Genomic DNA, 16296 nt, shown 5'->3' on the forward strand with positions numbered 1-16296 from the left:
ATTGCAGCAAATACGACGAATAATAACGATGTTTATTCGGCAAATGGGGTAGCACCTGATGTAGCTCTTTATGGTTATCGTGTATTAGGACCAGGGGGACACGGAACATCGGAATCTGTACTAAGTGGTATCGATCAAGCTGTAAAAGATCATATGGATGTTATTAACCTATCACTTGGTGCAACAATTAATGACCCGCTTTACCCAACAAGTATTGCAATTAACAATGCTACTTTAGCTGGTGTTGTGTGTGATGTTGCTGCAGGTAATAGTGGCCCAGGACAAGCTACAGTTGGTTCACCAGGAACTTCACCACTTGCAATTACTGTAGGTGCAAGTACAATCCCTGAAGATATTGCAACAATGACAATTAAAAATGGTTCAGTTTCTTATAAAGCACGTTTATTTGGTAAAAACTTTTCACAATCAGACGATGTTTATAAAGGACAAACACTTCCAATCGTTGATGTTGGTTTAGGAAGTGAAGCTGACTATAACGGAATTGATGTGAAAGATAAACTTGTTCTAGTAAAGCGTGGCGTAGACTATTTACAAACAAAAATGGCAAATGCTAATAAAGCTGGAGCAGCGGGTATGATTATCTGGGATAATACGGATGATAGCGATAGCCAAGGCTATATTCCTAATTTCTTAGGTGTCAGCATGGATAATGTTTATTCCATTTCATTGACACAAGCACAAGGACAAGCTCTATCTGATGCGATTAAAAAAGAACCTAAAACTGCAAGTATTACTTTTCCTACAACACTAGATGCTGCTATTAGTAAGAGTGGAGATGAATTAGCAAGCTTTAGCTCAACAGGTCCGGTTAAAGATTGGACAATTAAGCCAGATGTTGTTGCGCCAGGTGTTGATATTTCTTCAACAGCTCCATACGATATTTGGGAGCCAAATGCATCACATGATTATAAACTTGGTTATCAGATTATGTCTGGTACTTCAATGGCAACACCACACGTTGCTGGTATTTCAGCTTTAATTAAAGCTGCACATCCAGATTATACACCTGCAGATGTTAAAGCAGTGTTAATGAATACAGCTAAAAGTATTGACACAGATTCAAAGAAATATAGTGTTTACCAAGTTGGTGCTGGACGTGTTGTTCCTGCTCGTGCCATTGCGACAGATGTGAAAATTCAAGTTTTAGATAAAGCATACGCAACAGATTCAGATAATACTCTGAAAGAGGTTGAAAACCTTACAGGAAGCATGTTCTTTGGTTTTAAAGGTCGAGGAGAAGGTGCAACGAACGGCTCAGATGATGTTGTTTCTTCAAAAGATTTTAATGTTTCTAACCAAGGAAATAGCAGTAAAACATTCAAAGTAAGTACTGAGTTTATATCAACAAAATTTGCTGGATCGAATAAAGTAGGTCCGGGCACTGGAAATGATGTAAAAGTTGATTTTACTGTCGATGGACAAAACGTAACAAACATAAATGTTGGCGGTGGAAGTACTGTTAAAGCAACAGCAAAAATTACAGTTCCATCAAATGCATTAGAAGGCACTTACGAAGGTTATATTAACCTAGTAAACTCGGCTGATTCATCAGAGTCTTATCGCGTTCCGTTTACAATTACAGTTGCAGAAAAAGGTATTAATAATTTCCAAGTCGCGATAAAAGCGACTAGTGTAGGAAATCTTTCTGCTTATAACTTCTCAGTAAATAACGAAATGGATAACTACTATATCCTAGTAAAAGACAAAGACGGAAAATATATAGGGGTAGCTAATACCTTATCAAACGGTAGTAATATCATCCCTGGTGTCCAATACGGCCCACGTATCACTCTATTTAGTGGATGGTATCTTCCATTTACAAAGGAATACGATGGTACGTATGACGCATCTGGTATTTCAAAAGATGTTCAAGTTTTAAAAGAAGGCGCATATTCTCTTGAGATGATTGCAACTGGTAAAGACGGACAACGATACACTGCAGAAGATACGCTATATATTGACGGTACACCACCAACAATGACAATGGATGCAGACTCCAAGGGTGGAATTTATGAAATTGATCCGACAGGGTATCTACCTGGACAAGAAATTAAAGGGTTCACGGGTACAGTTTATGACTCGAACGTAGACGTGATGAAAAATAATGGAGAAACATCAGTACCTAGTCCTACGACTGGCAAACCTGTTCCTGTTGATCAAGGATTGAACAGTGTTGTAGGTTATCAAGATAGTTGGTTCCCAACAGTATACTTCAATACAAATGAGAAAGGTCGTTTCCATTTCGGTGTGACTGCTGAAGACCTTACAAATAAATTGGGAAGTCAATTTATTATTGACCCAGTTGATTATTCCGGTGAAAGTGATAGTATAAATGATCAAACCTATTACTTTATTAAAAAGGGTAATCCGTACGTTACATTAACTGCATCTAGTGGAGTAGATGCGGGTTCAGGAAACGAAGATAAAGTAGTTGTCGATGCGAATAAACCTTTCAAAACGACTATGACAACCCACTACGGTGTTGGAATGACTGGCGGTAAATTTTTACTGAATGATAATGGCGTATACCAATATAGTAATATCCGACTAACAGATGAGTATAAAAATTATCTTATTAGTAAGGGAATTGATCCAACTAAGGTTCTTACTGTAGGTCAACCTTATAAACATCAATTTTATCAAATCGGAAATACAACAGATGTAACAATTTCAAATATAGGTCCGGCAGGTTCACTTGACCATGATATGCCAATATTAGAAGCAGATGTGACCTATATTAGTCCTGATCCAATTACGGGACAGTTCCCATATATTTTATTATCAGCAAATTTAACTTTGTCTGGTGAAGATACAAGAATTGCTTGGTTTCCTACAAATGATCCATATGTAAGACAGAACATTTCTGTAATTAGAGGACGTGTGGCAGCGGAATCTTTCGCAAGAAATAACGTAAACAACAATTATCCACAGTTCACAGTTGATTCGGGAGCAAAGGTAACTGCGACGGATGATAAAGGCAAAAAATTTACAACGGATCAACCGACATCATTTAATAACACAATTGCCTATACGTTTATTAATCCATATTATGCTTTGACAGCTGATGTAAGTGACAAACCATATTCTCTTGAAGCAAGTGTACCAGGCCATTTTAAAGGATATGAAAAAACACCTGTAATTGGTGAAAACAAATTCGGTTATCAATCAGGTACTATAAAAGATCTTCCAGGTCTTTTCCCAATCCTTTTAGGTGGAGATGTAAATGGTGACAACGTCATCGATATGAAAGATTTACTGAAAGAAATCGATGTTTATTATCAATATAAAAACTTAAATAATTTTAATAATCCAGCGAATACATTAGCTAACAAAACTGCATTCTTAAACACTAACCGTGATGCAGATATTTACTGGATTAAGCCATCTGGTTTTGGATATGGAATTGATTACAATGACTTCTATTTCATCTTTAAAAACTTTGGTACGCAAAATCAAAGTGCAATTGATGCAGGATTAAGTGTTCCTACTGCACAAACAACAGTAGATAAAGATACGACTTTTACAACTGATTATGCAGGTTCAATTACGTTAAATACTGGAGACACAGTACAGCAAGTTATGCAAAAGCTTAATTTTGCAGCTCCAGCTCAGCAAATCCCGTCAACACCAAAGCTTGAAGATTTACAAAATGGAGCTTCGATTTCATTAGTTCCTACAAGCTCAGTATTTGTAGATGATGTAGTGTGGAGAAAATCAATTACAAAAATTATGTTAGGTTCAACAGATGTAACGAATTTAGTGACAATCAATCCTGGTTATACGTATTATGATGCAAATGGAGTATCTCAAACAATGCCATCAAAAATTACGTTCCCAGGTTCATTATTCCCAACGGCAACGAATTACACAATGACGGTAAAAGCGACAGGTTACCCAGATGTAACGAAGTCATTAACAATCTCAACGCTTCCAATTCCGACGCCAGCGATTCCAATCATTACTGATCCAACAGTGGCGCATATTGGAAAGGATTTAACATTAACCTTCCCAGAAGATGCGAAATGGCGAAATGGAATCAATAAAGTGATTGTAACAACAAACAATAGTAAAAGTATGGATATCACGAATTTGATCAATCCAGATACGAATCAAAAATATTATGACATTAGTAAACCGGGTCAAATTACGTTCAATGCGAAAACATTTATGACGGATTCTACACTTGATCCAAAAAATGGTTCAACCTATGCTAATGCAACTGTAAACCCAGGTGGAGCAAATTATCTTCCACAACTTTACAGATTTACGATCAGCTCACAAGGTGCAGATGGAACTGTATATCCGGATGTAATTGCTGGTTCTGATCCTGTTTTCAAAGGACAACAACCTGTTGGATATAGTGTTACGTTTGATAGCCAAGGAGGAACACCGATTAATCCGATGACGGTTGGATATAAACCGGGCTCAAGTAGATCGAATGGTCCGAATAGTGATTTGATATCATTCATAACTCCTGCGCCAACGAAACAAGGCTATAAATTCCTTGGTTGGTTTAATGAAGCATCGGCTACAACTCAATGGGATCCAAGTGGTGTATTAACTGCAGACAAAACAGTTTATGCAAAATGGCAAATGAATGCGACTCAAAGTTATTCACCTGTTGATAAATCAAATCCGAATGGAGCGAAATTCGACCCAAGTAACCAAAATGCAAGTGGTAACGGGTGGGTGCTTGGAGAAGGCGATTTAAAAATCAACATCCCAGATTATTTAACAAATGTTTCTTGGTTAACAGGAAAAGATAAAATTGCGAAAATTGAAGCGAAATTCTATCAAGTGAAGAGCGATGGCTCAACTGATACGACACCGACAAATTATACGTTAGACCCAAGTACGTATGAATTATCATCTAACGGAAGTAATGGCATTCTCTCATTCAAAACGGCTACACATGATCAAGCTGTTAAAGAAGGTCAAAACAATCTTGGAGAAAAGTTTGCGTTTAGTGAAATGCCGAGTCTTGGAAACATTGAGGGGATTAAAGGGTATAATTTAACCTTAACTTCTACAACAGGGGAAACAGTTACAATTCCAAATATTCAACTTGGTTATAGACGACATATTGATTTAAACGGTGGTACGTTAAAGACTGCAAATGATGCTTTCTTTTCTGATGCGTTAGTTAATGGAAAAACAACAGCGCCAAATATGTCTACAGGTGTAACACATGTAACAAATGGTAACTTAACGATTAGTCCAGACCTTTATTTGGATGCAGCTAATTCAAGTGACAAGAAGTCAGATATTACAACAAATCCGAAAGTTTTAACAGATAATTCTACTTTCTATCTATGTTGGATGAAAGTTCCACCTACAGTGAATAAGGACGTTGCTGGAAACATTGTTGGAAGCGACATTACGTTACCATTTACTGATGATGGAACATGGAAAAATAATATTAAAGCTGTAAAAATCGGCGCGAAAACATTAGAACTGAACAAGGATTACACAATCACTTATAATAGCATCACTCTTAAAGCTGCTCTATTCACAGTTGGACAAAAAGTCAATGTGACGATTGTTTCTGAAGGATATAAAGATGTTGTAGTGGTTGACCAAGTTATTGGTTACACAGTTTCGTTTGAATCAAATGGTGGAGATCCACTTTCTGCTCAAATCGTAGACAGAAATGCAACAAAACCAGTTGATCCGACAAAAGTGGGTTACAAATTCTATGGTTGGTACTTGGACAAAGATTTAACAATGCCATATGATTTTGATAACATTGTGACAAAACCAATCACTCTTTACGCGAAATATGCATTAGCTGGTTCAGTTGTAACAGCTGATACAACTGATAACGCAGTAGGGAACGATATGGTTTTAGAGTTTATTGACAAAGATTGGGCAAATGCGATAACTGGCATTAACATCAACGGTCTTCCTGTTGACGCATCGAAATACACTGTAGATAAAGAAAATCGTACAATTACTTTGGATCAAAGTCTGTTCTCAAGAGCTAAAGATTATACGATTACTGTAAAAGCTAAAGAGTATGCTGATGTAACAGTAGTACAAAAAGTTGTAAATGGATATACTGTGCATTTCGTAATGCCAAAGAATGCACCTGCTGAAGTGAAGGATGCAACAAAAGATCGAATTGTCGCACGCAGAATCACAGCGCCGACGGTACACGGTTATGAATTAGCTTGGTTTGCAGATGCAGATTATACAATTCCTTGGGATTTCACAAATTCAATCTATTCAGCTAAAACGCTTTATGGCACATGGAAACCAGCAAAGTATTCAGTAATCTTCGACACACAAGATGCAGGACTTGTTTACTCGGTTAAAGTGGAATACAACACATTATTAGATGACACAACAAGTGCACCAACAAGAAGGGGTTATACGTTTGTTGGTTGGTACAAAGATGCTGAAGGCAAAACTGCTTGGAACTTTACAACTGATAAAGTAACAGACAATACAATCCTTTATGCAAAATGGAACATCAATTCGTATACTGTTCATTACGACAGCAATGGCGGAAGTGCAGTAGCGGATAAAACAACGAATTACAACACAACGGTTACATCGCCGACTGCTCCAACAAGAACAGGTTATACATTTGTGGGTTGGACAAAAGATGAAGCAGGTCTAGTGCCTTGGAACTTTGCAAAAGACAAAGTAACAGAGGATGCAACGTTACATGCACAATGGAAAATCAACACGTACACGGTTCGTTTTGATGTAACTGGCGGAAATAGTGTACCGGCAAAAACGGTTAACTACAATAGCACGGTGACATTATCAAAACCAACAAGAACAGGCTACACGTTCGTTGGTTGGACGAAAGACGCAGCTGGTAAAGTGGCGGTATCAAGCAATCTAACAGTGACAGGAAACATCACACTGTACGCACAATGGGAAGTAAACAACTATACTGTGAAGTTTAATTCAAACGGGGGCAGCTCGGTTGGATCAAAAACAGTAGTTTACAACGGTACAGTAAAACAACCATCTGCACCAACTAAAAAAGGCTATGCATTTATCGGTTGGACGAAAGATGCGGCTGGAAAAATCACTTGGAACTTCGAAAAAGACCACATCACAGCAGATACAACGATCTATGCTAAGTGGGTGAAATTACCAAGTGCACCGTCAAATGCAAAAGTGACGTTAGTTGGAAAAACATCAGCGAAAATCACATGGTCACGTGTAAGTGGCGCAACTGGTTATGAAGTCGTTCGTTCGACATCAAAAACAGGCACTTATCAACACGTACGTTCTGTGACGACAACATCACTAACAAATGACGGATTAAGTAAAGGTAAAACGTATTACTACAAAGTTCGTTCATACACACTTGTTGGTGGAAAAGCGATTTATGGCGAATGGTCAACAATCGTAAGTATTAAACGATAAGAACAAAAAATAAGAACAAAAAAACAAGAACACGCAAGTTGTGTTCTTGTTTTTTTATGTTAACGCAAGTTCATTTGAAGGGATTTGTGCGTTCAAATGCTCGATTTTAAAAGTGGCAAGTTGAATAAATTCGCTTACACCAAATTGCAAAAAGGCAGGAAGCGCCTTTTTCTCTAAATAGCGACGGTAATCGATAAGATTGTTAGAAGCTTGATAAATGAGTAATTGAAACAAGTGAACAAACATTTCTTGTTTTGAATCGCTTGCAATTTGCTTTGCAACTTCAATTTCGGGAAGAAGAGTATTTTTGTTCAAAAAGTCGAGTTCAACTTGAAGACGTAAATGACGTTCAAGTACTGTTAAATAAAAAACTGACTGTTTATCTAATAAATTCAATGCATATAGGTAATAATGAGCCCCTTGTTCTTTGTCGTGTCGTTTCAAGTGGACGTCCCCGAATAAACAAAGGATCATTGCTTTCTGCTCTGCTGCTTGACAAAGGTCGCAACTTTGTAGCAATTGAATTAACCGAAAATCGAGCGTGCGTTGTGGTAAATCTGTCAACTGAGCAAGCATGATCCGTTCAGCTTCAATAGCTAACAGAAAATGACGATTCTCAGTAAATAAGCGATTCGCTTTATCTGCATAATAATAGGCAAGTGTTGATAAACCAGCTAGCTCATAAGCTAGTGCTAAGTGGTACAAATAATCGATTGCAGGATAAACCGTTTCATCAATTTGCTCAAACTCCGGAATGGCATGATTTGCTTGATATGTGACCAAGTAAAACATGCCCTTTACATGGTGAAACCGTTGGGTTTCATCAAAAGAAAGGGTTTGTTTCTTTTTTTCAAGTAGTTTAATCAACTGACGTGCTTGATCAAGTTGATTGGTTAGTAGGCAATATTTTGCGTGCAATAACAAAAACCAATGATAATGTTCAGAAAGTGAGATCAGCTCTTCATTGATCAGGTGCGCAGCAAATCCGTCCATATCGTGTCGTAGGCGCATCGTAATCGCGTATTCCCATTTTGCCAAGAAACTTTTATACGTATGAAGTTTTTCAACTTCTTTTTCCATCGTAATACCTAGACGTGTAGCTAATAGTGATACAATCTCAGGCGCATAAGTTGTCCGTGAACATTCAATTTTACTGAGATGTGTCACCGAACAAATATCTTGTCCGAGTTGTTCTTGTGTCAAACGTTGTTTCTTTCGATAATGTTGGATGATTCTTCCTTCGTACACGATACCGCCACCTTTCCGTTCAGTTGCATTTTATAATTTTTAGGAATAGAAGACTAGTCCAAAAAAACGAATGACTTGTACAGAAATTCGGAACACTGATGTGAATAAAAAAACTTGACAATAAAATGCCTTTCTCATGATGAACAGAAAATCGGAAACACTAAGGATAGAAAAAGACCTTCGGCAACAAGCCCGTAATTTCGCGAAACAATGTGCGGAGAAAGGGAAGGGGTGGAATCATGGAACAACACGAAACGCAGTATGTCATTAGATTTCAGGACGGTTCATTTGTATGCGGATCTGTCTGACTGCCGATTTGAGGGATTCGTAGTAGAGGATTCAGAAACCCTAATGGCGTATGTCTCGTTATTTCCACGCGACCGTTCAAAAGTCATGTGCATCGAAGCGCTTCAGATGGACGAATTATTTGAAGGAAGTAGTTATGAAGGCGCATTTATGGACCGATTGGTCGAGATATTTGATACGACTGCACAAATAGATAAAGTTGTTTTGGTTCCACGACAGAAAGATGAAATGAAATGGAATGAACAATTCATTCGATTTTATCAACAATTAGGTTTTCTCGTCGTGAATGAAAAAGATAATAACAAGCGTGTGATGGTGCTGGAAACACCAAAATACTATGCCAAAAACAAGTATCAAAACTGAAATAAAGTAATAGTTCATCACTCATTTGAAAGTTGGAATATATTTTGTCGATTCGAAAACGGTTAATCTTATCTAATATTGCTATGATTGTAATTCCAATCATTTCTTTTATCCTCATCGAGATTTTACTCGGTGTGTTTTACTATAAGGTTTTTGTACCTAAATTTAATGGTCATCCACCTCATTCATTTTATTTTTTCCGTTTCGGAATCATTGTCCCTATTTTTGCAATTACAAATGGAGTGCTATCTTATTTTGTTTCTAGAAGTATACTAAGACCAGTAAAAAATCTTACAAATGCTGCTAAACAAATTAGTGAAGGAAATTTAAATTTTGAAGTTAAACCAATAAACAAAGATGAACTCGGTCAATTAGCTATTAGCTTTGAATTAATGAGAAGAAATCTAAAAGAGGCAGCTGAAATACAGAAAAAATACGAAGAAAATCGTAAAGAATTAATTGCCAATATTTCACATGATCTAAAAACGCCAATTACATCAATAAAGGGATATATTGAGGGAATTAAAGATGGCGTGGCAAACACACCAGAAAAAATGGATCGGTATATTGAAACAATTTATCTGAAAACCTTGGATATGGATCAATTGATTAATGAACTATTCCTTTATTCGAAGTTAGATTTAAAACGAGTACCATTTCATTTTGAAGAAGTAAATATTCATGATTATTTAGTCGATCGGATCGAGGAATTGAAATTTGATTTAGAACCGATAAATGTAAGTATTACTTATAGTGAGAATGTGGATCGAGAAGTTAGTATAGTACTAATAGACCGAGAACAATTCAAACGTGTAATGACAAATATCATTCAAAATAGTTTGAAATACATGGATAAAGCTGAAAAACAAATTACCATAAAATTAATAGATGACAAAGAAAAAATAACGATAAAATTTCATGATAACGGTAAGGGAATTTCGAAAGAGGCACTTCCGTTTATTTTTGATCGTTTTTACCGAGCCGATCCATCAAGAAATCTATCAACAGGTGGGACGGGACTCGGGCTGGCTATTGCAAAAAGAATCATCGAAGAGCACGGTGGGGAAGTATGGGCAGAAAGTCAAATTGGTGAATATACAAACATTTTTCTTTCATTAAATAAGAAATGAATATAAAAGGTGACAAAATGAAAAAGGTTTTAATAATTGAAGATGATTTAAGTATCGCATTATTACAAAAAGATTATTTAGAAATAAATGATTTTGAAGTTGAAATCGAATCAAATGGGAAAAGTGGACTTCAAAAAGCTTTATCGCAGGAATATGATTTAATCATACTCGACTTAATGTTACCAGAATTAAATGGATTTGAAATATGTAAAAAAATCCGTGAAAGTAAAGACATCCCGATCTTAATTGTTTCAGCAAAAACAGAAGATATTGATAAAATTAGGGGATTTGGTCTAGGGGCAGATGATTTTATCGTGAAACCATTTAGTCCAAGTGAATTAATTGCCAGAGTGAAAGCTCATCTCTCAAGGTATCAACGTTTAGCAAATAAGGGTCAAATTAATGAAGAAGAACTTCAAGTAAGGGGACTTACAATTCAAAAAGATTCTAGAAAAGTTCTTGTTAATGGAGAAGAAAAAATATTCACAACGAAGGAATTTAACTTACTAACCTTTCTTGCTTCAAATCCAAATAAAGTATTTAGTAAAGAATTATTATTTGATCGAATTTGGGGATTTGAAACGGTCGGAGATATTTCTACTGTAACTGTTCATATTCGAAAAATCCGAGAAAAAATAGAAGTTGACCCATCCAACCCAGATTATATTGAGACGATATGGGGAGCGGGATATCGGTTTAAAGATTAAATTTCAATAATTTAAATTAAAGGGTGATCCTGTAGTTCGTAAACTGGCTTATAGGATGGCTCTTTTTATTTGCCTAATCATTTTTAATGCATTTATTTCAATACTTACCAAAGTAAATACAGATATTTTCATGTTATAACATCTTGAAGAAAGTTAAACTGGTTGTCACACAACAAGCAATATTTTAATTAAGAAATGATTTAAGAATTATTTAAGAAATTGATAATAGTAGTTTTATATCTTGCCACTATGATGAAAAGTATAAGATAAATGAAAACGGAGGGAACAGAATAGTGGCTAAAAAGAAATTAAATTTAACGAAAAAAAATATATTAGTTAGTGTACATGTTTTAGCAGTATGTGCTTGGTTTGGAGGCACATTAAGTTTAATAATATTAGGTTTATATTTAAAAAATGCGCAAAACTCAGAGCAACTTATTTATACATTATCTAGTATGCATATCATTGATGAAAATTTACTAAAATATCCTGCACTTGCAACTTTAGTTACGGGGATTTTACTTTCTGTTTGGACGCAGTGGGGATTAGTAAAGCATTATTGGGTTGTTATAAAACTCGTTCTAACTGTCTTAATTATTCTGATTGGCATCTTTTTGATTAATGATTGGTTCGCGTATTTAGTAAAAACCGCAGAAGGATTCGGAATAAGTGCACTTAATGAAAATAAATTTGAGTCAACTTGGCTTTCGATTATTATAACTGGAATCTTTAACTTAAGTTGTTTAGCATTCATGACATTCATTACGTATTTTAAACCTTTTGGAAAAATAAAAAAGAATAAAAACGTGGCAACACCATAAAAATTGCTTGTTATGGAGTTCTAACTGATTAAAAAGTAATACTATTTAAGTATTACTTTTTTTATGAAAAAACTATAATATTTATCAAAAAATTAAACATTCTAATTAATGTGTTTTTATAGAATCAGGATTGAAAGTAAGTGTTTAATTAAATATGACATTTGTCATCTTTTTCATATGACGCCTGCTACTACCAAAGGTAAAATTAACTTATATAATTAGGATAATATAACAATGAAAAGTTACAACATTAGAAAGGAACTTCTAAATGTCAAAAGAAAATCAAAAGAGTTTACGAAAGCAAATTATTCCTTATGAAAAATCAAATTTAAAAGCTAGTATTTGGCAAATGATCAATACTTTTATTCCATTTATCTTTTTGTGGTATTTAGCCTATAAAAGTATTTCTATTTCAGTAGTATTAACGATCTTTATTGATATAGTTGCTGCACTATTCTTAATTAGGATATTTATTATCTTCCATGACTGTTGTCATCAATCATTTTTTAAGAATAAAACAGCAAATAAAGTTCTTGGCACAATTACAGGCGTTTTTACATTATTTCCTTTCAGCCAGTGGAAGCATAGTCATTCAGTCCACCATGCGACCAGTGGTAACTTAGATAAGCGTGGAATTGGAGATATGTGGGTTTTAACTGTTGAAGAGTACGTTGCAGCACCTTTCTGGACAAAAATACAATATCGTCTATACCGTAATCCATTAATCATGTTTGGTTTAGGACCAATTTATATCGTATTAATTTCCAATCGATTCAATACGAAAAATGCAAAATTAAAAGAAAGACTAAACACTTATTTAACTAATATTTTAATTGTTGGGGTTTCAGCTTTATTTTGCTATACAATAGGTTGGGAAAATTATTTATTAGTGGAAGGTCCAATCTTTTTCATTTCGGCAGTATTAGGAATTTGGCTATTCTATGTACAGCACCAATTTGAAGACACTTATTTTGAAGAAGATGCGAATTGGGAATATGTAAAAGCAGCGGTTGAAGGAAGCTCTTTTTATAAACTTCCAAAATTATTACAATGGATAACTGGTAATATTGGGTACCACCATGTTCATCATTTAAGTCCACGGGTACCGAATTATAATTTAGAGTCTGTTCATAATAATACGCTTCCATTACAAAATGTACCGACGATTACACTTAAAACAAGTTTAACATCTTTAAAATTCAGATTATGGCATGAAGAAACAAAGCAATTTGTAGGATTTAAAGATATAAAATCAATCTATAAAGTAAATCGCGAAAGTTCAGACACTGTCTGAACTTTTGATGTATTTTATTTACATTTTTATAAAGATTAACTTTGCTTAAATATGATAAGATTGTTAAAGTAGGTCACAAAATGTTTGAATAATGAGGTAAATTTATGTTTAAAAGATATTTAGTTTTCCTAAAAAGTACAGGAATCTCACCATACATTTGGACAGTTTTAGGAATATCGCCATTTTATTTTATTTTTCTTTCTGCTCATTCCACTTTAAGAATCATAATCGGAATTTTACTAACAATATCATTTTTTATAATCTATCGATTGGCGTACAGATCAAAAGGATGGTCAATTTTTCTATGGTCATCCATCTTAATCATCATATCCACTTCAATGAATATACTTTTTAGCTATGTATATTTTGCATTTTTTATAGCTTATATGATTGGAAAGAGAAAAAATCGAGCTACTTTTTTAACTTTATATATCCTTCATTTAGTAATCACTACAATATCAATCAACATCACGATTATCCTTCAAGAAGAATTAATTATTAGGCAACTTCCATTTATTATCATTACTTGGATTAGCGTTATTTTATTACCATTTAGTCTTTACAGCCGAAATGAAAGAGGGCAATTGGAAGAAAAGTTAGTAGATGCTAATAAACGTATTTCAGATCTTGTAAAACTAGAAGAACGTCAAAGAATTGCTCGTGATTTACATGATACGCTCGGTCAAAAACTTTCACTGATTGGCTTAAAAAGTGACTTAGCTAGAAAATTAATTACAAAGGATCCAGATTTAGCTCAAAATGAATTAAAGGATGTACAACAAACGGCCCGAACAGCTTTAAATGAGGTTCGAAAAATCGTTTCTCAAATGAGAGGGATACGAATTAAAGATGAACTAATAAGAATTAAGCAAATTCTACATGCTGCTGAAATTACAGTTGAATGTAACGAAAACTTTCAACTTTCAAATGTTTCCTTACTGACAGAAAATATTGTCAGTATGTGCTTAAAGGAAGCCGTAACAAATGTTGTAAAACATAGTAGTGCCACTTTATGTAAAATATCAATTAAACAAATGAAAAATGAAATAATTTTTTCGGTAATAGATAATGGAGTTGGTTGTAAATCGGAAAAGTTTACAACTGGCTATGGCTTAATTGGAATGAGGGAACGACTCGAATTTGTGAATGGAACATTAGAGGTAAACTGTGAAAACGGAATGACTTTAATTATGAAAGTTCCAATCGATGTAAAACAAATTGAAGTGGAGGAACTAGTATGATTAGGATCGTAATTGCTGAAGACCAACGAATGCTATTAGGTGCTCTTGGTTCTTTACTTAATCTAGAAGATGATATGGAAGTTGTAGGTCAAGCATCAAACGGAGAAGAAGCAGTTAAACTAGTCAAGCAATTACAACCTGACATTTGTATAATGGATATTGAAATGCCTAGTAAAACTGGACTTGAGGCCGCAGAAGAATTTAAACCTTTAGATTGTAAAGTGATTATATTAACAACTTTCGCTAGATCTGGTTATTTTCAAAGAGCATTAAAAGCGGGTGTAAAAGGCTATTTATTAAAAGATAGTCCAAGTGAAGAGTTAGCAAGCTCAATTAGAAGTATTATTGCCGGGAAGAGAATCTATGCTCCGGAACTTATGGATGATGTTTACGCCGAAGAAAATCCGTTAACTGACCGAGAAAAAGAAGTTTTAGAACTGGTAGCGGATGGTAAGAACACACAAGAAATTGCGGATGAATTGAGTCTAAAAACAGGAACAGTTAGAAATTATATATCTATGATTTTGGACAAATTAGAAGTTAAAAATAGAATCGAAGCTATAAAACAATCAAAAGAAAAAGGTTGGTTTAAGTGAAGTTAATGGCAGGAAGAATGAAAACAAGAAAAGCAGGTAGGGCAAGAATTGAAAACAAAATTTTTCAATCCTAAAAGGCCTAAATCCTGCATTCCTTGTTCACCATTTAGTTTCCTGCTTTTCTTTTTTCTTTTTTTCTAGATTTTGTTTTTCCTTTTCCAGATTTTTGTACTTCCTTAAAAAATTCGTCTAGCTCCTGATTGAACTTATCTGTTTCTTCCAAAAATAAAAGATGACTACTATTATAAAATGGAACAAATTTTGAACCTTTTATATTTTTTTGAATAAACTCACCAGCGGCTAATGGAAAAAATCCATGACTACCAAAACAAATTAATGTTGGAATATCAACATTACAAAGAGTATCCCGATAATCTACAGCCGTTTGATTAAACACGATTGTACTTGCAATCGCTGCAGGTAATTTATTCATTTCTTTTAAGATCCATTTATGTTCTCTTGGATCAGGTTGATCCATATACATACCATATATAAAATCACTATTAAATTTGTTCTGATCTTCTTGGATAGACTGCATTACATTTTTTAAAATCGTAAAATCAAATGCTCCAAACTCCCAATCTGGCCATATATAATCGGATGCAGATTGATCAACAACTGTTAGCGCCTTAATATTTTTACTCCCAAATTGATTAACATAATCCCACAATACAAAAGCTCCCATTGACCAACCTACTAAAATTACATCCTTTAAATCTAGTTTTTCAATAAAGCATTTTAAATCACGAGCGTACTGTGCCACTGTATGCCCATATTGAACTTTTGAGGACTTCCCATGTGCTCGTAAGTCTAAAGTAATGACGCGATAATTTTTACTAAAATACGGTACTTGTTTATGAAAAAACTTACTACTCATCATCACTCCATGAACAAAAATAACTGTTTGACCTTCTCCGTGATCTTCATAATGGAGCTTTGTATGAGAATCAATTTCTACATATGCCAATTTAATCGCCCCCATTGGCTTTAAATGTCTTACTTTCCTATATTATTTCATCTCATAATAATTCATGACTATTAGCAAATTCTTTGAATAAGACTGTTTAAATAAAAATAACTATTTTTAATCACCTTAACTTGTAATTACATAATGTTTTTCTATTTAAAATAGAAATGTGGTAAAATTCAGATAAATATAGAAATATCCAAGCATACATAACCC

The 16296-nt window shown here is 34.5% G+C and carries 10 protein-coding genes; 8 read left to right on the forward strand and 2 right to left on the reverse strand.

Translation table 11 applies throughout. The features are described from left to right. On the forward strand, positions 1 to 7407 hold a 7407-nt coding region (locus CN514_RS17000; RefSeq protein ID WP_098233618.1), incomplete at its 5' end, for an InlB B-repeat-containing protein. Positions 7408 to 7461: 54 nt separating this feature from the next. Here the strand turns inward: CN514_RS17000 and CN514_RS17005 are convergent. After that, positions 7462 to 8574: a hypothetical protein gene (locus CN514_RS17005; RefSeq protein ID WP_141529406.1), complete on the reverse strand. Its 1113-nt coding sequence runs from the start codon at positions 8572 to 8574 to the stop codon at positions 7462 to 7464. A gap of 342 nt (positions 8575 to 8916) precedes the next feature. On the opposite strand from CN514_RS17005, the gene CN514_RS17010 reads away from it, so the two are divergent. The 7 genes from CN514_RS17010 (at position 8917) to CN514_RS17040 (ending at position 15113) form a co-directional block, all read left to right on the forward strand. Then, positions 8917 to 9324: a GNAT family N-acetyltransferase gene (locus CN514_RS17010; protein WP_098233620.1), complete on the forward strand. Its 408-nt coding sequence runs from the start codon at positions 8917 to 8919 to the stop codon at positions 9322 to 9324. Between the two features lie 44 nt (positions 9325 to 9368). Further along, entirely contained in the window at positions 9369 to 10454 is a 1086-nt protein-coding gene (locus tag CN514_RS17015) for a sensor histidine kinase (protein WP_176525943.1), read from the forward strand. A gap of 17 nt (positions 10455 to 10471) precedes the next feature. Further along, positions 10472 to 11161, forward strand: a complete 690-nt coding sequence (locus tag CN514_RS17020; RefSeq protein WP_098233621.1) for a response regulator transcription factor — start codon at positions 10472 to 10474, stop codon at positions 11159 to 11161. Between the two features lie 293 nt (positions 11162 to 11454). Further along, positions 11455 to 11982, forward strand: coding sequence for a hypothetical protein (locus CN514_RS17025; protein WP_176525944.1), 528 nt, complete (start codon positions 11455 to 11457; stop codon positions 11980 to 11982). A 268-nt stretch (positions 11983 to 12250) separates the two neighbouring features. Continuing rightward, a complete protein-coding gene (gene desA / locus CN514_RS17030) occupies positions 12251 to 13276 on the forward strand; it encodes a Delta(5) desaturase DesA (protein ID WP_098233623.1) in 1026 nt (341 codons plus the stop codon). A gap of 104 nt (positions 13277 to 13380) precedes the next feature. Then, entirely contained in the window at positions 13381 to 14517 is a 1137-nt protein-coding gene (locus CN514_RS17035; protein ID WP_098233624.1) for a sensor histidine kinase, read from the forward strand. Continuing rightward, positions 14514 to 15113, forward strand: a complete 600-nt coding sequence (locus tag CN514_RS17040; RefSeq protein ID WP_098233625.1) for a response regulator transcription factor — start codon at positions 14514 to 14516, stop codon at positions 15111 to 15113. Before CN514_RS17035 ends, CN514_RS17040 begins: the two co-directional genes overlap by 4 nt. 106 nt (positions 15114 to 15219) lie before the next feature. Here the strand turns inward: CN514_RS17040 and CN514_RS17045 are convergent, their stop codons facing one another. Continuing rightward, positions 15220 to 16080: an alpha/beta fold hydrolase gene (locus tag CN514_RS17045; protein WP_098233626.1), complete on the reverse strand. Its 861-nt coding sequence runs from the start codon at positions 16078 to 16080 to the stop codon at positions 15220 to 15222. Between the last annotated feature and the right edge of the window lie 216 nt (positions 16081 to 16296).

Origin of the sequence: Bacillus sp. AFS001701, assembly GCF_002559405.1 — a bacterium.
Lineage (GTDB): Bacteria > Bacillota > Bacilli > Bacillales > Bacillaceae_G > Gottfriedia.

Bases quoted from the DNA above. Each gene is read 5' to 3' on its own strand.
- CN514_RS17010 (WP_098233620.1), top strand. From the start codon at position 8,917: ATGTCATTAGATTTCAGGACGGTTCATTTGTATGCGGATCTGTCTGAC.
- CN514_RS17020 (WP_098233621.1), top strand. From the start codon at position 10,472: ATGAAAAAGGTTTTAATAATTGAAGATGATTTAAGTATCGCATTATTA.
- desA (WP_098233623.1), top strand. From the start codon at position 12,251: ATGTCAAAAGAAAATCAAAAGAGTTTACGAAAGCAAATTATTCCTTAT.
- CN514_RS17035 (WP_098233624.1), top strand. From the start codon at position 13,381: ATGTTTAAAAGATATTTAGTTTTCCTAAAAAGTACAGGAATCTCACCA.
- CN514_RS17040 (WP_098233625.1), top strand. From the start codon at position 14,514: ATGATTAGGATCGTAATTGCTGAAGACCAACGAATGCTATTAGGTGCT.